Below are 17,909 nucleotides of genomic sequence, written 5' to 3'. Positions count from 1 at the left end.
CATCATCCTCTGGTTGCCAGATCCAGCACGCGCTGGTAGGCCTGGCCACTATGAATCACATCCAACGCCTGTTGGGCATTCTGCCGTAGATCTTCGTGTCCGAACAGTTTCAACAGTAACGCCACGTTGGCCGCAACGGCTGCGTCATGCGCGGGTCGGCCTTTCCCCTGCAGTAAGCGGGCCAGAATATCACGGTTTTCTTCCGGCGTGCCGCCCAGCAAGTCATCCAGCGCGAAGGAATCCAGCCCGAAATCATCGGGCGTCAATGAGTAGGTTTCCACCTTGCCGTCACGCAGCTCGGCTACCTCGGTCGGCGCATGGATCGCCACTTCGTCCATGCCGCCGCCGTGCACCACGGCGGCACGTTGATATCCCAGTACCTTCAGCGTTTCGGCAATCGGCTTTACCAATTCGGGACGGTAGACGCCGATCAACGCCAGCGGCGGACGCGCCGGGTTGATCAACGGCCCTAATACGTTGAACAGCGTCCGGGTTTTCAGTTGCTGGCGGACCGGCATCGCGTGGCGGAAACCGGTATGGTATTGCGGCGCGAACAGAAAACACACGCCCAGATCGTCCAATGCCTGACGCGATACTTCCGCCGACATATCAAGCTTAATGCCGAACGCCGCCAATAAATCCGACGATCCGGAACGGCTGGAAACGCTACGGTTGCCGTGTTTGGCGACTTTTAACCCACATGCTGCGGCGACAAAGGCACTGGCGGTGGAAATATTGATGCTGTTGGAGCCGTCTCCGCCGGTGCCGACGATATCGGCGAACAGGTAGTCAGGCCGAGGAAACGGCCTGGCATCCGCCAGCAGTGCGGTGGCGGCGCCGGCGATTTCATCCGGGTGTTCGCCCCGCACCTTCATGCTGATTAATGCCGCCGCCAGTTGCGTCGGCTCCAGTTCGCCCTGAATGATGGCGGCAAACAGTTGCTGGCTTTCTGCCTGGCTCAGGATGTCGGCGCGGTACAGTTTTTCAAGAATCGATTGCATGGTGGTGTCTCCTTCCATTTAGGCCAATGCCCAGTCCAGCGTCTGATTCAGCAGACGCGCGCCGTGAGTCGTCAGGATGGATTCCGGGTGGAACTGGAAACCGCAGACGCGATGCTCATCGTGGCGCACCGCCATCACCATGCCGTTGAAGCTGGCGTTAATCACCAGTTCGGCCGGGATGTTGCTCCCCACCAGCGAATGATAGCGCGCGACCGGCAACGGGCTGGGAAGGCCGTTGAACATCGCCTGACCGTCGTGCTCAACACTGGACGCTTTACCATGCAGAATTTCACCGGCCTGACCGACATGGCCGCCATAAGCTTCGACAATGGCCTGATGACCCAGGCAGATACCGATTATCGGTAACTGACCGCGCAAACGTTGCAATAAGGCCGGCATACACCCGGCTTCGGACGGCGTGCCGGGGCCGGGTGACAGCATCAGCACCGGCTTTTCCAGGTGTTGCAGCCGGTCGATAATGATGTCGGCCGGCAGTTGATTACGGTACACCACCACGTTGTGGCCGCTGGCGCGCAACTGGTCGACCAGGTTATAGGTAAAGGAGTCGATATTATCGAGCAACAGGATATCGGCCATCAGAACACCTCCCGGGCATGATGCGCACTGGCAATCGCGCGCAGAACCGCGCGGGCTTTGTTACGAGTCTCATCGGCTTCGGCCTGCGGGTGGGAATCCAGAACCACGCCGGCACCGGCCTGCACGGTAGCGATGCCGTCTTCGACATAAGCGGAGCGGATCACGATGCAGGTGTCGAGGTCGCCACGGGCGGTGAAGTAGCCCACGGCGCCACCGTAGCTGCCGCGGCGGGTTTTCTCACTCTCCGCGATCAACTGCATTGCGCGTACTTTGGGCGCGCCGCTCAGCGTACCCATGTTCATACAGGCGCGGTAGGCGTGCAGTACATCGAGATCTGCGCGCAGGGTGCCGACCACGCGGGACACCAGATGCATCACGAATGAATAACGGTCTACCTTGGTCAGGTCCGCCACATAGCGGCTACCGGGTTCGCAGATTCGCGCCAGATCGTTGCGGGCCAGATCCACCAGCATCAGGTGTTCGGCCAGTTCTTTATGGTCGGTACGCATTTCCAGCTCGATGCGGCTGTCCAGATCCCGGTCCAGCGAACCGTCGGCATGGCGCCCGCGAGGGCGAGTACCGGCGATAGGATAAATTTCAATTTGACGGCTGACGGCGTCGTACTTGAGCGAACTTTCCGGCGATGCGCCGAACAACGTGAAATCCTGGTCCTGCATGTAGAACATGTAAGGGCTGGGGTTATTGTCTTTCAGCGTCTGGTAGGCGGCCAGCGGCGATGGGCACGGCAATGAGAAACGACGGGACGGCACCACCTGGAAGATTTCACCGATACGGATCGCCTGTTGCATTTGGCTGACGACGGCGCCGTAGTCCTCATCGCTCTGATTGCAGGTCAGCGTCATGGTATCGACCGTCTGACAAGGTAACGCCGGAGCGGGCTGACGTAACTGGTGTTGCAACTGCTCCAAACGTTGTTGCAAACGCCGACGCTCCGTGGCGTCGGGGGTGAACAGGCTGGCTTGCAGATGGGTGGATCGTTGTTGGTGATCCACGACCAGCAGGGTTTCCGCCAGATAAAAACAGTAATCCGGGCAGCGCTGCTGTTGGCTGAGCGGCGGCAAACTTTCAAAACCAGCCACCAGGTCGTAGGCAAACAGCCCGCCGAAAAACATCGCTTCCCGTTCGTTTTCCGGGCATACCACCAACGTCAGCAACTGGCGCAGCGCGTCAAACACCGACAGGGAACGCAGGCGCGCGTCTTCATCCTGCATGATATCTATAGCCGGGAAGGTCAGCTCACGGCTGTTTGGGTGTGCATTCACGCGAACATCGGCAGGCAGTGCCTTATCCAGCAGCGGCAACAGTGCTGCGCCGTTGGCTGTCAGCGCCTGAATCGACACCTGCGTGCCGAGGGCGGTAATGCGCAAGGCGCTGTCGACTATCAGCAGGCTTTGCAGATTCTGCTTGCTGTCGATCTCCGCCGACTCCAACAGCAGCGTTGCCGGACGGGCGCCGCACAGTTGGTGAAACGTCGCGCTGGGGTCGTTGCGGTATTCGGCTCCGACGCGTAACAGCTCAAGTTCAGGTTGTGGTGTTTGCATGGTGTCTACTCGTATTTTGTCCATAAAAAAACCCGCGATCAGCGGGCTTCAGGATAGGCATGTCAGAAAATGGCGATGCATCATCACTTTACCCGCAACAGGGAGAAGCGCCACCAACCAGCATGATGTTTCAGGGTCAGGGTCGTTACCGTCATCGCCATTATCCTCGTTATCTTTCGTTTTGAACTTGCGTACTAGTAAACTGGAACGAGACGGGGAAGTCAATAACATTCCATCCGATTTTTTCGGGGAGATGTCTGACCGGCGATGGCAGGCTAGCGACTTGCCTGCGCCAACCGAACTTTTTTCCTTTTTAGCCAGGTTGATGGCATCATGCCGCCTGATATTTTCTGAAACAGAGAGACACCTGCCGTGCCAGATGAGTTGCCGGTCTTACCGGCGTTTCCCCTGTATGACCTGCATAGCCATACTACCGCGTCTGATGGCTTGCTGACGCCGACCGAACTGGTGCAGCGGGCGGTGAGTATGCGCGTCAGCGTGCTGGCGATCACCGACCACGACACCACGGCGGGGTTAGACGAAGCGCGTGCCGCTATTGTGCAGCAGGTGTTGCCGTTGCGGTTGATTTCCGGCGTCGAGATTTCCACCGTATGGGAAAATCACGAGATCCATATCGTTGGGCTGGGGATGGATTGCCACCATCCGGCGCTGACCTCGTTACTGCAACGGCAGGTGCAGTACCGCCGGCAGCGGGCCGAACAGATTGCACAGCGGCTGGAAAAAGCGTTGATCCCGGGTGCGCTGGCCGGGGCATCCCGGTTGGCGGACGGCGGAATGATTACCCGCGGGCATTTTGCACGCTATCTGGTGGAACTGGGGAAAGCCGATACCGTGGCGCAGGTATTTAAAAAATATCTGGCTAAAGGGAAAACCGGCTATGTGCCGCCACAGTGGTGTACAATACAGCAAGCAGTGGACGCTATCCGCCAGTCGGGCGGGGTTGCGGTGCTGGCTCACCCAGGGCGTTACGATCTCACCGCCAAATGGCTGAAACGGCTGATGGGGCATGTTGCCGATTGTGGTGCAGAAGCGATGGAAGTCGCCCAGTGTCAGCAGGCGCCGGACGAGCGTTCACAACTGGCGCGTTATGCGCAGGACTATCACTTGTTGGGGTCGCAAGGGTCGGATTTTCACCAGCCCTGCGCCTGGATAGAGCTGGGACGAAAATTATGGTTGCCCGCAGGCGTGGAGCCTGTCTGGCAGCATCCGGCGTTGGCCGTCTGAGTTCCCCCTATCACCACAACATTCGTACCGCTCGTTATACGTACAGTGTTTTACGGCGATGCCACACCGAGTGTGGCGGTTTGCCCAGGCTGTGCGTTTTAAGAAGGCAGAGGACGTAGCATGAGTCAGTTTTTCTATATTCATCCGCAGAATCCGCAACCGCGTCTGATTAACCAGACCGTGGAGATCTTGCGTAAAGGCGGCGTGATCGTTTATCCCACCGACTCGGGATACGCGCTTGGGTGTATGTTGGAAGATAAAGCCGCAATGGAGCGGATTTGCCGTATTCGCTCTCTGGATCAGAATCACAATTTTACCCTGATGTGTCGCGATTTGTCGGAGCTGTCGTCTTACGCGTATGTGGATAATGCGGCGTTTCGTTTGATCAAGAATAATACGCCGGGCAATTACACCTTCATTCTTAAGGCGACCAAAGAGGTGCCGCGCCGCCTGATGAATGAGAAACGCAAAACCATCGGTATGCGCGTGCCGTCTAACCCGATTGCTCTCGAGTTGCTGGCGGTACTGAATGAGCCGTTGATGTCGACCACGCTGATGTTGCCGGGCAATGATTTTGCCGAATCCGATCCGGAAGAAATTCAGGAACGGCTGGGTAAACTGGTGGATTTAGTGATTCACGGCGGTTTTCTGGGGCAACAGCCCACGACCGTTATCGACCTGACCGAATCCGTGCCGGTTGTCGCCCGTGAAGGCACCGGCGACGTGACGCCGTTTTTGTAACGCCGTTTTTGTAACACATAAGCTCTGCGGCCCGCGGTTTCCGGGCGACTCATTGCTCTAACATTTGGCATACAAATGGCTTGAATCAGGGTATAATCGTGAAATTACGCGTTAACTCTTTATTTTTTCATGAGTTAACGCGATTTCTAAGTCATCATGACATTCCCCCCGACGCCTGTGAAGGCGACATCAGAGGTTGCTCAATGAGCGAAAAGCTACAGAAAGTGCTGGCGCGTGCAGGGCACGGTTCACGCCGCGAAATTGAAAGTATGATTGAAGCCGGGCGCATTAGCGTCGACGGCAAAATTGCTACGCTGGGTGACCGTGTCGAGGTGACCCGAGCGACCAAAATTCGTATCGACGGGCATGTGGTATCGGTACGAGAAACCGAAGAGGCTGTCTGCCGCGTATTAATGTATTACAAACCGGAAGGCGAGCTTTGTACCCGCAGCGACCCGGAAGGTCGGCCAACGGTATTTGACCGTCTGCCGCGTATTCAGGGATACCGTTGGGTGGCGGTCGGTCGTCTGGATGTGAATACCTCCGGGTTATTGTTGTTCACAACGGACGGCGAACTGGCGAACCGCCTGATGCATCCCAGTCGTGAAGTGGAACGTGAGTATGCCGTACGCGTGTTCGGCGAGGTGGGCGATGACAAAATTCGTCAACTGAGCAAAGGGGTACAACTGGACGATGGCCCGGCGGCATTCCGTTCGATTCGTTATCAGGGCGGCGAAGGGTTGAATCAGTGGTACAACGTAACCCTGACTGAAGGCCGCAACCGCGAAGTGCGTCGTTTGTGGGAAGCGGTCGGTGTACAAGTGAGCCGCCTGATTCGTGTGCGTTACGGCGACATTCAGTTACCGAAGGGGCTGCCGCGCGGCGGCTGGATGGAGATGAAACTGACCGACGTTAACTATCTGCGTGAACTGGTGCAGTTGACGCCGGAAACCGTCAGTAAACTGCCGGTGGAGCGTGAGCGCCGCCGGGTGAAAGCCAACCAGATACGCCGTGCGGTGAAACGTCATGGCGGTCATGGTGGTCAGGTCGGTGGTAATAATCGCCCGGCCGGTAGCCGTCGCAATGCGCCGAAGCGCAATGGCGGCTGAGTTGCCTGGCCGACGCTGCGCCCGCGGGTACAGCGTCGGCCTTCCGTCGTTATCCCCTACCAGTCGATCCCTTGTTGGGCCTGAATGCCGGCATCAAAAGCATGTTTCACCGGCCGCATCTCCGTTACCGTATCCGCCAGTTCCAGCACATCGCGATGGCAACCCCGGCCGGTAATGATGACGCTCTGATGCGTCGGGCGCTGTCTTAGCGCGGTAATCACTTCTTCAAGCGGCAAATAGTCGTAGCTGAGCATATAGGTCAACTCGTCGAGCACCACCAGATCGAGCGAGTCATCGGCCAGCATACGTAAGCCATGCTGCCAGACACGCCTGGCTGCATCGGTATCTGTCTGGCGATTCTGGGTATCCCAGGTAAAGCCGGTCGCCATCACCTGAAATTCCACCCCATGCTGTTGCAACAGGTTTTTTTCGCCGTTCGGCCATTCGCCTTTGATGAACTGGATCACCCCCGCTTTCAGGCCATGACCGACGGCTCGGGTTACAGTGCCGAAGGCGGCGGTGGTTTTACCTTTACCATTGCCGGTAAACACCATCAGGATGCCGCGCACGTTGGTGGCGGCGGCAATACGGGCGTCTACCTTTTCTTTGAGGCGTTGCTGACGTTGCTGATGACGATCATCACTCATGAGTGGGTATCCCTCGTTCAATCATTCGGCCGGGCCGGGTTTCCGTCCTGGTTGGGCATCAAAGCTCATGCCGGTTTTGCGACGGCTGTCGTCTCCCATCAGGTACAGGTAAAGCGGCATGATATCCGCCGGGGTTTTAAGTTTATTCGGATCTTCGTCGGGGAAGGCCGCCGCACGCATTGAGGTTCGCGTTCCGCCGGGATTGATGCAGTTGACCCGCAGGTTACGGTTACGGTATTCCTCAGCCAGAACCTGCATCATACCTTCGGTGGCAAACTTGGATACGGAGTAAGCCCCCCAGTTGGCGCGCCCCTGTCGGCCAACGCTGGAACTGGTGAAAATCAGCGACGGGCTGGTCGATTTCAGCAATAACGGCAATAGCGCCTGCGTCAGCATAAAGGTGGCATTAACGTTAACCTGCATGACCTGATGCCAGGTGGTGGCAGATTGCTCCGCCATCGGTACGACGTCGCCCAGCAGTCCGGCATTGTGCAGTACGCCGTCCAGGCGAGGTAGCGCCTGGCCGATCTGGCCGGCGATCTGTATGAAGTCATGATGACTGGCGGTTAGCATGTCGCAGGGAATCAGATAACTGTGGTTACCGCATTCCTGCAGAATCTGTTGCTCCACATCCTGCAATTTACTTTCGGTACGCCCCAGCAACACCAATCGTGCGCCGTAGCGCGCGTAGGTCAGGGCGGCTTCGCGGCCAATACCGTCACCGGCGCCCGTAACCAGAATAATGCGGTGTTGTAACAGGTCTTGTTTAGGTTGGTAATGCAAAGCGGTGTCCTCTGGCTGTCATCGACCGCGAAACCCGCGAATGATGAGGTGTATCCGAAAAAGCCATAATGGGTGTGTTATGCCTGAAACAATAGGTGTTTTCAATCAGAAGGTCCGGCTTTCTCACAGGCTGTGCGGTAAAAAGCAGCGGAAAGTACAATTTATGTATGAAGATCATCGCCATCACGCCCGTCATACGTTAGGTTAGAAGCTCGGCGCACCGCGCTGTAAACCGTAATGGTTGTTGAAGAATCAACGTTATATATCACATTGGTTAATGAAGGCGGTATTTGTGGAATTACTTTCTCAGTATGGTTTATTCCTGGCAAAAGTCGTCACCCTTGTCGTCGCTATCGGCGCATTGGTGGTGCTGACAGTCGGTATGACGCAGCGTAAACGCCATCGTAAAGGCGAACTGCAGGTAATTAATCTGGGCGAACAATACCGTGAGATGCGGCAGGAGATGCGGTCTGCTGCCATGAGCGATACCGAGCGCGGCTTGCTGGAGAAAAAACAAAAGAAAGAAGATAAGGAAACCGCCAAACAAGAAAAGAAACGTGCCAAACGCGGGGAAGAAAAATCCGCCCGTCCGTGTTTGTATGTCCTCGACTTTAACGGCAGCATGGATGCCGGGGAGGTCAGTTCGCTGCGTGAAGAAGTATCCGCCGTGCTGGCGGTGGCCCGGCCGGAAGATGAAGTGTTGCTGCGGCTGGAAAGCCCCGGCGGTGTAGTTCATGGCTACGGACTGGCGGCGTCTCAGTTGCAGCGTTTTCGTCAGCGCGGCATTCGCCTGACCGTGGCAGTGGATAAAGTGGCGGCCAGCGGTGGTTATATGATGGCGTGCGTGGCGGATCGCATTGTGGCGGCACCGTTCGCTATCGTTGGCTCCATTGGCGTCGTGGCACAGATTCCCAACTTCAACCGGCTGTTGAAAAGCAAAGAAATTGATGTAGAACTGCATACCGCGGGCCAATACAAACGAACGCTGACGCTGTTTGGCGAAAATACCGAAGAAGGCCGGGAGAAATTCCGTCAGGAATTAAATGAAACGCATCTGCTGTTTAAACAGTTTGTCGGCGAGATGCGTCCCTCGCTGGATATTGAGTCGGTTGCAACCGGTGAACACTGGTTTGGTACACAAGCCAAAGAGATGGGGCTGGTGGATGCGATCGGCACCAGCGATGACCTGCTGATTGCCGAAATGGAGAAACATGAAGTGCTGGCGGTGCGCTATACCCGCCGCAAACGTCTGCTGGACCGTTTGACCGGCAGCACTGGCGATGCTCTGGAACGTCTGATGCTGCGCTGGTGGCAACGGGGTAACAATCCCCAGTTGTAAGTCATCCGCCAGTCCCCCGTATAACCTGCCTGTCCGTGCCGCTGCCTTTTGTCTCAACGATATCAACGTATGGCGGCTGACCGGATAGGCGGGGTTTAATGACAACGCTTTATCTCTCCTTAAATGCTGAACGTTATTGTTGAGCATTGCATCCCTATCCATGACTGCTATATCCTGCCAATTCATTATGATATCTAATTAAATTAACGGTTCGTTTTACACAAACAATTGAAATTTATGAGATGGATAGGGTGTGGGTGGGTTTGTTATCAGCCAAACTAGATAAAATGAGCATGATTGTTTATCATTTCTTATTAATTCTGATTTCGGTTTTCATAGATACTGCGTACTATACCCAAAATAATTCGAGTTGCAGGACAACACGCTCGCGTGTTGAACAACGCAAAGTGTTGTCAACCGGCTTGACGACCTTTGCTTCTCATGACGGACGTAAGTAAGGAAGGAGGTGTGATGAAAATTGATACTGGCGAAAACAGTCTGTTGGTCAACCAGCGCTCGCAGGTAAATAACGCTATTCACCGCAAGGAAGAAACGTCGGCATTTGCTGCCTTGCTGGCCGCGAATATTAGCGCCTTGTCCCCGACTAGCCAGTCGACCACGGCTCAGCCTGAGGCCTATGATTTTACCCGAATTACGCCAACGGCTCTGCATGAATCCGTCGGTCGTCTGATTCGCAGCGGTCAACTGGATCTTGATCAAACGACACCGTTGGTTGGCATGATGGGTTCTACTGAACTGGCTAATGCCAGCGCTGTGGGAACGTCTTCTCTGGGTTATTCAAATTCAGAACAACCGATGAATGTATTTAATAATCTGCAACAGAACATGGCCGTTGCGCTGTCGCGCAATGATCGCCAAAGTGCGGATGACCTACAGCGTACGCTTGATGCATTACGTCGCTTACAAGGGCAAAACGTGAAGTCTGATGTTCGCGCGTAAGCAGGTGAATAAGCACGCTGAGCAATTTGATTATTAGGCTGACTATTTTACCGTTTTTTTATCCATAGCTATGTATTATGTAGGCTATGGATTTTTTAATTTCTGATGTTCGAGCTAATTGCTTGTATTATAACTTTGGCTGATTGCTATTGGGATAGCCGGTATATTGGGCTAGCGAAGGGGGTTTGTATTAGAGAAAACAGCCCGGGTGGGCTGCTGGATGTTGAGTTATTTAATATATGTTTGTGTGAACAATGTATTTCTCGGTGCGTTGGTGGAGGTGTCCTGAAATTTGAATTGGCCGTTATCAGTCCCGTCCAGATTGTAATAATGTATCCAACCCACAACGGTATATCCGGCTGGGCAAGGGAAGGTGTATTGATTACCGACAATACAAATGCCGTCGGTTTGATAATTAGCTGAGCGGGGTAATATACCGGCATTCATCCAGGCAACAGGATTATTACCGTAGCCAATTTCCTGCACCGCTACTCTAAGCTGGGCGCCGCCGTGGTCACAGGTAGTCGAGGACTGGCCAATCGAAGTCATGTATTCCCAGCCGCAATTTGATGAACCCACCGCATAGACGGTGACACGAGATAACGCCGGGGCGGGAGCCCGCAAGGCTCCAGAGGTTGAGGCGCGGGATGTATCTCTGGCTACCGATAACGGGCTGTTGCTTTCCAGTGGCTCAAACGCCTTTAGACCTAATTCGACCGGCGGGCCTGCTTCATCGGTATTATTGATGGTTTGCGAATAGCCGGCATGGCTAAAAATTGCTGAGAGTGACAATAACAAAGGCAATCCAAATTGCTTTTTCATAAAGCTCTCCGTAAATGATTTTTTAATGAATGCCTTTAAGGCATCGCTGGGGAGTATAAGTAACGATCTCTGATTTGTAAATAAATTGAAATATTTGTTCTTAAATGTTTTAAATGTCGCCATGAAATTGATGTCAGATAAATGATATCTTTTAAAATTACGTTTTAAATATTTATAGTTTAATTATTTCATTGTTTTTTAATGTGGCCGGGCACGGTGTTTTCTCTATGCCGGAATAAAAATAAAGCACAATAATATTATGGGTAATGAGGTTGAAAACAAGAAAGGCTGTCACTGTGGAGATCACGCAGTAGCGGGTGATGTATGAACAGGAAAAAATGCGGTGACGAGCCGGGAGATTGCATCCCGGCGAGATGGCGGTATTAATCGACTAACTGATATTTTTCTGACAACACCAGCGCCAGGTGTTTGAACATATTGAACACCGCCGTTGTTTTCTGTGTGGGTAATCCCTCGTTGTCGAGAAAGTATTCACCGCGGAATACCAGAACGCCGTTCTTTTGTTCTACGGCATCGGCGACCATGCCATGCAGGTAGTCGTCATGATTCTGAATCAACGTGTTCGCTTCTTGCAGTAATGCTTCACGGCTGATCGGCGTTTTTTCTTCATTTATATGTGTAAAAACAGACATAGGATTCCTCTTCGGCAAATAACCCTTGCTTTGCTGTCGCTATTGTAGCGCCTGAATGGAATTTGTCGCAAACCGGCTGATTTTTAGTCGCCTTTCTGCCGATAAGTACAAGCGTCGCGATTGGCGAAAACGGGTTTTACATGCTAATTAGGTTGCGTGGTGTTATTTATCAGGTAGAGTGTGGGATTTTGCATCGTCAAGCGGAATAATTGCTGCGTACCGGGACGGAACCGGTTGCCGCTATGGGCGATAAAATGAATGAATAATCCTGAATGATCATAGGGTTGCGACGCGATGAAGGCGTGCGGCGCGCCGTCGCCGCACTGATAAAATGATTTTCCCGCAGCCGTGATGGTTCAGGCTACGCCGGCTGGAAAGCCAGAGCGAATAACTGAGAAAATTTCTTCTTTTTTCAAAGAATTCAGTAGGTAACAATATATTATGGGTAAAGCTCTCGTTATCGTCGAGTCCCCGGCAAAGGCCAAAACGATTAATAAGTACCTTGGCAATGACTACGTGGTGAAATCCAGCGTAGGGCATGTCCGCGACTTGCCGACCAGTGGTTCGGGTTCCGCGAGCAAGAAAAGCGCTGAAGCCAATGGCGAGAAAGCGAAAAAAGCGGTCAAGAAAGATGAGAGGACCGCGCTGGTTAACCGTATGGGGGTGGATCCTTACCGCGGTTGGCAAGCCCATTATGAGATCCTGCCCGGCAAGGAAAAAGTGGTTTCGGAACTGAAAATGCTGGCGCAAAACGCTGATCACGTCTATCTCGCAACCGACCTTGACCGCGAAGGGGAAGCCATTGCCTGGCACCTGCGGGAAATTATCGGTGGGGATGAAAAACGCTTCAGTCGCGTGGTGTTCAACGAAATCACCAAGAATGCGATTCGTCAGGCGTTCGAGAATCCGGGCGAGTTGAACATCAACCGTGTCAACGCTCAGCAGGCGCGCCGTTTCATGGATCGCGTGGTGGGATACATGGTATCGCCATTGCTGTGGAAAAAGATCGCCCGAGGTTTGTCTGCCGGGCGTGTTCAGTCGGTTGCGGTGCGCCTGGTGGTGGAGCGCGAGCGTGAAATCAAAGCGTTTGTGCCGGAGGAGTACTGGGAGTTACATGCCGATCTGCTGGCGAATGCAGAAACGGCGTTGCAGATGCAGGTAACGCATCATCATGGTAAACCTTTCCGGCCGGTGAATCAGGCGCAGACGCAAGCCGCGGTCAGCCTGCTGGAGAAAGCCAGCTATGTGGTGAACGAGCGGGAAGACAAGCCGACCAGCAGCAAACCGGGCGCGCCGTTTATTACGTCGACATTGCAGCAAGCCGCCAGTACGCGTCTCGGGTTTGGGGTGAAAAAAACCATGATGATGGCGCAGCGATTGTATGAAGCCGGCCACATCACCTATATGCGTACCGACTCAACTAACCTGAGTCAGGATGCGCTGTCGATGGCACGTGATTATATTCAGGGCGAGTTTGGTAAACGCTACCTGCCGGATGCGCCGAATCTCTATACCAGCAAGGAAAATTCACAGGAAGCGCACGAAGCGATCCGTCCTTCCGACGTCAGCGTACTGGCTGACCAGCTCAAAGACATGGAAGCCGATGCGCAGAAACTGTATCAACTGATCTGGCGCCAGTTCGTCGCGTGTCAGATGACGCCGGCGCAGTATGACTCCACTACGCTGGTCGTGAGTGCGGCGGATTATCAACTGCGCGCCAAAGGGCGTACCCTGCGCTTTGACGGCTGGACCAAAGTGATGCCTGCGTTGCGTAAGAGCGATGAAGATAGGACCTTGCCGGCTGTGGAGATAGGACAATCGTTATCTCTGGAAAAATTGTCGCCCAGCCAGCACTTTACCAAGCCGCCGGCCCGTTACAGCGAAGCGTCGCTGGTGAAAGAGCTGGAAAAACGCGGTATCGGCCGTCCTTCTACCTATGCCGCCATCATCTCTACGATTCAGGATCGTGGTTATGTGCGGGTGGAAAATCGTCGTTTTTATGCGGAAAAAATGGGAGAAATCGTCACGGACCGTCTGGAGGATAACTTCCGCGAGCTGATGAACTACGATTTTACCGCTCGTATGGAAAACAGCCTCGACCTGGTCGCCAACAGTCAGGCGGAATGGAAAGCCGTACTGGATGAGTTCTTCGCCGAGTTCAGCCAGCAACTGGAAACCGCCGAGCAGGAGCCGGACGAAGGCGGGATGAAGCCGAACCAGATGGTGCTGACCAGCATTGATTGTCCGACTTGTGGTCGCAAAATGGGGATTAGAACCGCCAGTACCGGTGTGTTCCTGGGGTGTTCCGGGTATGCACTGCCGCCGAAAGAGCGCTGCAAAACCACCATCAACCTGATCCCGGAAGCGGAAGTGTTGAACGTGCTGGAAGGCGATGAGGCGGAAACCAACGCATTGCGTGCTCGTCGGCGTTGTTCGAAGTGCGGTACGGCGATGGACAGCTATTTGATTGATAACCAGCGCAAGCTACATGTTTGTGGTAATAACCCATCTTGCGACGGCTACGAGATAGAACAAGGCGAATTTCGGCTTAAGGGTTATGACGGCCCGGTGGTGGAATGTGAGAAGTGCGGTTCGGAAATGCACCTGAAAATGGGGCGTTTCGGTAAATACATGGCTTGTACCAGCGACAGTTGCGGCAATACCCGCAAAATTCTGCGTAATGGTGACGTCGCGCCGCCGAAAGAAGACCCGGTGCCGCTGCCTGAATTGCCGTGTGAAAAATCCGATGCGTATTTTGTACTGCGTGACGGTGCGGCGGGGGTATTCCTGGCTGCCAACACCTTCCCGAAATCACGCGAAACCCGTGCGCCGTTGGTGGAAGAGCTGGTGCGTTTTCGTGATCGCTTGCCGGAAAAACTGCGTTATCTGGCTGATGCGCCGGTCACGGACCCGCAAGGCAATAAAACGCTGGTACGATTTAGCCGCAAAACCAAACAGCAGTACGTTTCCTCGGAAAAAGAGGGTAAAGCGACCGGATGGTCGGCGTTCTATGTTGATAATAAATGGGTAGAGACTGCCCGTTGATTACGCCGATAATTGACTAAAACCGCATTTTTTATCATGAATTGCGGTTACATTATGTAAAGCCAGCCTGCACAGGCTGGCTTTTTTTATCCATGACCTGAATATCATCCGCAGGCAGCCGATAACAAAAAAGGAAATAAAAACCCATTTTCCAGTGCCAGTACTGTCTAACAAATACAGGAAATGGTTATATAAAATATTTTTTTATGATTAAATGGCATTTAAATGGCGGAAATCTATACCGTTGTATTGAGCTGTCACCACCTTGTCAACGCAGATAACGTCAGTAACACAGATGCCGCAGCGCATGACATATTACGGAATGGGATAACTTATGAAACTGCAACAGCTTCGTTATATCGTTGAAGTTGTTAATCACAATCTGAACGTTTCTTCAACGGCCGAAGGGCTATACACCTCTCAGCCGGGGATCAGTAAACAAGTTCGGATGCTTGAAGATGAGCTGGGTATTCAGATTTTTGCACGCAGCGGAAAACATTTAACTCAGGTGACGCCCGCTGGACAGGAAATCATTCGTATTGCACGTGAAGTCTTGTCTAAGGTGGATGCTATCAAGGCCGTCGCCGGCGAGCATACTTATCCGGATAAAGGCTCGCTGTATGTTGCGACGACTCACACTCAGGCGCGTTATGCGTTGCCTGACGTCATTAAGGGGTTTATCGAGCGTTATCCGCGCGTGTCGTTGCATATGCATCAGGGGTCGCCCATGCAAATTGCCGAAGCGGTGGCTAAAGGCTCGGCGGATTTCGCGATTGCTACCGAAGCGCTGCATTTGTATGAAGATCTGATCATGTTGCCGTGTTATCACTGGAATCGAGCCATCGTTGTGAAACCCGATCACCCCTTGGCCGGTAAAACCAATATCAGCATTGAGGAACTGGCAGCTTACCCGATAGTGACTTACACCTTTGGTTTTACCGGACGTTCGGAGCTGGATACCGCGTTCAATCGCGCCGGACTGACGCCGCGCATTGTATTCACGGCAACGGATGCCGATGTGATAAAAACGTATGTCCGCCTGGGGCTGGGCGTCGGCGTTATCGCCAATATGGCAGTAACGGCAGCCAGCGATCCGGACTTGGTCGCCATCAACGCCGATAACCTGTTCAGCTATAGCACCACTAAAATCGGGTTTCGTCGTAGTACCTTCCTGCGCAGCTACATGTATGATTTTATTCATCGTTTTGCGCCGCATCTGACACGGGATGTGATCGACACGGCGATTTCGCTGCGATCGAATGAAGAAATAGAAGCGATGTTTAAAGACGTTACGCTACCGGTGAAATAAGCGGTTGATTAAAGCCGGGGGCAATGACGGCACGGCCGTATGACACTATTAACCATTAAAGGCAGGTGAGACAACAAACAAGGGCAGGTGAGAGCCTGCCCCTATTTTTTGTGTGATATCCGTGTTGGCGTCAGATATCCGTTTTTTCTTTATATTCGCACAAGTCTTCTATCAGACAGGCGCCGCAACGGGGTTTACGGGCGATGCAGGTATAACGGCCGTGAAGAATCAGCCAGTGGTGACAGTCGACTTTGAATTCCGCCGGGACATATTTCAGTAATTTCTCTTCTACCTGTTCAACGTTTTTTCCCGGCGCAAAGTGAGTACGATTGCAAACGCGAAAAATATGGGTGTCTACTGCAATGGTGGGCCAACCGAACGCCGTGTTCAGTACCACATTGGCGGTTTTCCGCCCCACGCCGGGCAAGGCTTCCAGCGCAGCGCGATCTTCGGGCACCTGTCCCTGATGTTTATCCAGCAGGATACGGCAGGTTTTGATGATGTTTTCGGCCTTGCCGTTAAAAAGCCCAATGGTTTTGATATACGATTTCACGCCATCCACGCCTAACGCCAACATCGCCTGCGGCGTATTCGCCACCGGATAAAGTTTTTCCGTGGCTTTGTTGACGCTGACGTCGGTTGCCTGCGCAGACAACAGCACCGAAATGAGCAATTCAAAAGGCGAGTTGAATTTCAGCTCGGTAGTTGGATGCGGGTTGTTGTCCCGCAAACGGCTAAGAATGGCAATCCGTTTCGCTTTGTTCATTTTATTCTGCTTTATTCCGCTAGCGTATGTGAACCCAGGGACGCCGACCGTACCGCACGGGCCTGGCGCTGTTTGCGTCGTTCATCGATAACGTATTTAACGGCCAGCATCATCCCCAAGCCGATAAACGCGCCAGGCGGCAGAATCATCAGCAGGAATGGCGAATCCATATGCACCACTTCAACCCGCAGCAACCGTGCCCAACTGCCCAGCAGCAGGTCCGCGCCGTCAAACAGGGTGCCGTTGCCGAGAATTTCCCGCATCGCGCCCAACACAAATAATGCGCTGGTGGCGCCCAGCCCCATAAACAGCCCGTCCAGCGCCGATAATACGACCGTATTTTTTGACGCGAAAGCTTCTGCGCGCCCAATCACGATACAGTTGGTGACGATCAGCGGGATAAAAATTCCCAGCGACTGATACAGCCCATAGGCATACGCATTGATCAACATTTGCACGATGGTAACCACGGAGGCAATCAGCATGACGTAAATGGGAATGCGAATTTCACCCGGCACCCAGCGGCGCAACGCGGAAACGGCAATGTTCGTGCATACCAGCACCAGTGTGGTGGCAAGCCCCAGCCCGATGGCGTTAGTGGCGGTCGACGAGACGGCCAGCAACGGGCAAAGCCCTAATAGCTGTACCAGGGCGGAGTTATTTTTCCACAACCCCTGCTGGGCCAATTCCTTCATCTGGTTCATGGTTTGTCTCCACATGGCGTCAGGCTAGGCAGGCGCGGCGGTAAGGTTTGCAAAAACAACGTGCTGCGCTTCACCGCATTCACAACGGCTCGCGGGGTGATAGTGGCGCCGGTAAATTGGTCGAATTGTCCCCCGTCTTTTTTCACTGCCCAGCGGCTATCTTGCGGTGACGTTATCGATTGTCCGGTAAAACCGGTTATCCAGTCGGAAATGCGAATATCGATCTTGTCTCCCAGCCCCGGCGTTTCATGGTGTTCAGTAACGCGGGTGCCGAGCACCGTACCATGAAAATCGGCGCCGATCAGTAGATGGATTGCGCCGGAGTAGCCGTCTGGCGCCGTGCTTTCCAGCGCGGCGGCAACGGGCGCGCCGTCGCGTCTGGCGATATAAACACGGTGCGGCGAAGTGGAACCCAATGTCGGGTCCGTGACCAGATAGCATTCGCTGAGCAAGTCATTGTTATAACGATCGGCAGGAAGGACCTGATCGAGCAGAGTGCGTTGTTGAGCAATGACCTGCTGTGAAATGGTTTTTTCGGTCAGAGAATTGACCAACGCCGTCAACCCGGTGGTGCAGGCGGCAAACAGGGCCAGCGTAGTCGCATGGCGACGCATAGTGGTCAGCAG

At 53.8% G+C, this 17,909-nt stretch carries 15 protein-coding genes, 1 pseudogene and 1 other annotated feature; of the genes and pseudogenes, 7 read left to right on the top strand and 9 right to left on the bottom strand.

From position 1 onward, the window contains the following. Positions 1–2: 2 nt before the first annotated feature. Both trpD and FDP13_RS00450 read right to left on the bottom strand, forming a co-directional pair. Positions 3–1,598: pseudogene (gene trpD, locus FDP13_RS21745) on the bottom strand (bifunctional anthranilate synthase glutamate amidotransferase component TrpG/anthranilate phosphoribosyltransferase TrpD). Further along, on the bottom strand, positions 1,598–3,160 hold the full coding sequence (locus FDP13_RS00450) for an anthranilate synthase component 1 (protein ID WP_027712117.1): 1,563 nt from the start codon (positions 3,158–3,160) through the stop codon (positions 1,598–1,600). The pseudogene trpD and the gene FDP13_RS00450 overlap by 1 nt, the downstream one beginning before the upstream one ends. Before the next feature lie 22 nt (positions 3,161–3,182). After that, positions 3,183–3,282 (bottom strand) — a sequence feature (Trp leader region). A gap of 250 nt (positions 3,283–3,532) precedes the next feature. Here FDP13_RS00450 and FDP13_RS00445 point away from each other — a divergent pair. From FDP13_RS00445 to rluB, 3 genes are all read left to right on the top strand, one after another. After that, positions 3,533–4,405, top strand: coding sequence for a PHP domain-containing protein (locus FDP13_RS00445; RefSeq protein WP_012769880.1), 873 nt, complete (start codon positions 3,533–3,535; stop codon positions 4,403–4,405). 120 nt (positions 4,406–4,525) lie between these two features. Next, a complete protein-coding gene (locus tag FDP13_RS00440; RefSeq protein ID WP_012769879.1) occupies positions 4,526–5,146 on the top strand; it encodes an L-threonylcarbamoyladenylate synthase in 621 nt (206 codons plus the stop codon). A 203-nt stretch (positions 5,147–5,349) separates the two neighbouring features. Continuing rightward, complete coding sequence (rluB, locus tag FDP13_RS00435) at positions 5,350–6,255, top strand: 23S rRNA pseudouridine(2605) synthase RluB (RefSeq protein ID WP_012769878.1); 906 nt, start codon at positions 5,350–5,352, stop codon at positions 6,253–6,255. A gap of 56 nt (positions 6,256–6,311) precedes the next feature. Here rluB and cobO read toward each other — a convergent pair whose 3' ends face one another. Both cobO and FDP13_RS00425 read right to left on the bottom strand, forming a co-directional pair. Further along, on the bottom strand, positions 6,312–6,902 hold the full coding sequence (gene cobO / locus FDP13_RS00430) for a cob(I)yrinic acid a,c-diamide adenosyltransferase (RefSeq protein WP_012769877.1): 591 nt from the start codon (positions 6,900–6,902) through the stop codon (positions 6,312–6,314). Between the two features lie 21 nt (positions 6,903–6,923). After that, on the bottom strand, positions 6,924–7,685 hold the full coding sequence (locus FDP13_RS00425; protein WP_012769876.1) for a YciK family oxidoreductase: 762 nt from the start codon (positions 7,683–7,685) through the stop codon (positions 6,924–6,926). Between the two features lie 292 nt (positions 7,686–7,977). Here FDP13_RS00425 and sohB point away from each other — a divergent pair, with 292 nt between their 5' ends. After that, complete coding sequence (gene sohB / locus FDP13_RS00420) at positions 7,978–9,024, top strand: protease SohB (protein ID WP_012769875.1); 1,047 nt, start codon at positions 7,978–7,980, stop codon at positions 9,022–9,024. Between the two features lie 471 nt (positions 9,025–9,495). Next, entirely contained in the window at positions 9,496–9,984 is a 489-nt protein-coding gene (locus FDP13_RS00415; protein ID WP_012769874.1) for a hypothetical protein, read from the top strand. A gap of 228 nt (positions 9,985–10,212) precedes the next feature. Here the strand turns inward: FDP13_RS00415 and FDP13_RS00410 are convergent, their stop codons facing one another. After that, positions 10,213–10,806, bottom strand: a complete 594-nt coding sequence (locus FDP13_RS00410) for a YolA family protein (RefSeq protein WP_143838154.1) — start codon at positions 10,804–10,806, stop codon at positions 10,213–10,215. 383 nt (positions 10,807–11,189) lie between these two features. Further along, positions 11,190–11,459: a YciN family protein gene (locus FDP13_RS00405; RefSeq protein WP_012769872.1), complete on the bottom strand. Its 270-nt coding sequence runs from the start codon at positions 11,457–11,459 to the stop codon at positions 11,190–11,192. 441 nt (positions 11,460–11,900) lie between these two features. Between FDP13_RS00405 and topA the strand changes: the two genes are divergently transcribed. After that, on the top strand, positions 11,901–14,504 hold the full coding sequence (gene topA, locus FDP13_RS00400) for a type I DNA topoisomerase (RefSeq protein WP_012769871.1): 2,604 nt from the start codon (positions 11,901–11,903) through the stop codon (positions 14,502–14,504). Between the two features lie 334 nt (positions 14,505–14,838). Next, positions 14,839–15,813, top strand: a complete 975-nt coding sequence (gene cysB / locus FDP13_RS00395) for an HTH-type transcriptional regulator CysB (RefSeq protein WP_027712112.1) — start codon at positions 14,839–14,841, stop codon at positions 15,811–15,813. 130 nt (positions 15,814–15,943) lie between these two features. Here the strand turns inward: cysB and nth are convergent, their stop codons facing one another. The 3 genes from nth to rsxG are packed head-to-tail and all read right to left on the bottom strand — an operon-like array spanning position 15,944 to position 17,909. Continuing rightward, a complete protein-coding gene (nth, locus tag FDP13_RS00390; RefSeq protein WP_033575509.1) occupies positions 15,944–16,579 on the bottom strand; it encodes an endonuclease III in 636 nt (211 codons plus the stop codon). Between the two features lie 11 nt (positions 16,580–16,590). Further along, complete coding sequence (locus FDP13_RS00385; RefSeq protein ID WP_033575508.1) at positions 16,591–17,283, bottom strand: electron transport complex subunit E; 693 nt, start codon at positions 17,281–17,283, stop codon at positions 16,591–16,593. Beyond that, complete coding sequence (rsxG, locus tag FDP13_RS00380; RefSeq protein WP_199886286.1) at positions 17,280–17,909, bottom strand: electron transport complex subunit RsxG; 630 nt, start codon at positions 17,907–17,909, stop codon at positions 17,280–17,282. Before rsxG ends, FDP13_RS00385 begins: the two co-directional genes overlap by 4 nt.

Source organism: Dickeya sp. ws52, assembly GCF_007210685.1.
Classification (GTDB): Bacteria; Pseudomonadota; Gammaproteobacteria; order Enterobacterales; family Enterobacteriaceae; genus Dickeya; species Dickeya chrysanthemi.
This window is presented reverse-complemented; position numbering and strand designations above follow the sequence as displayed.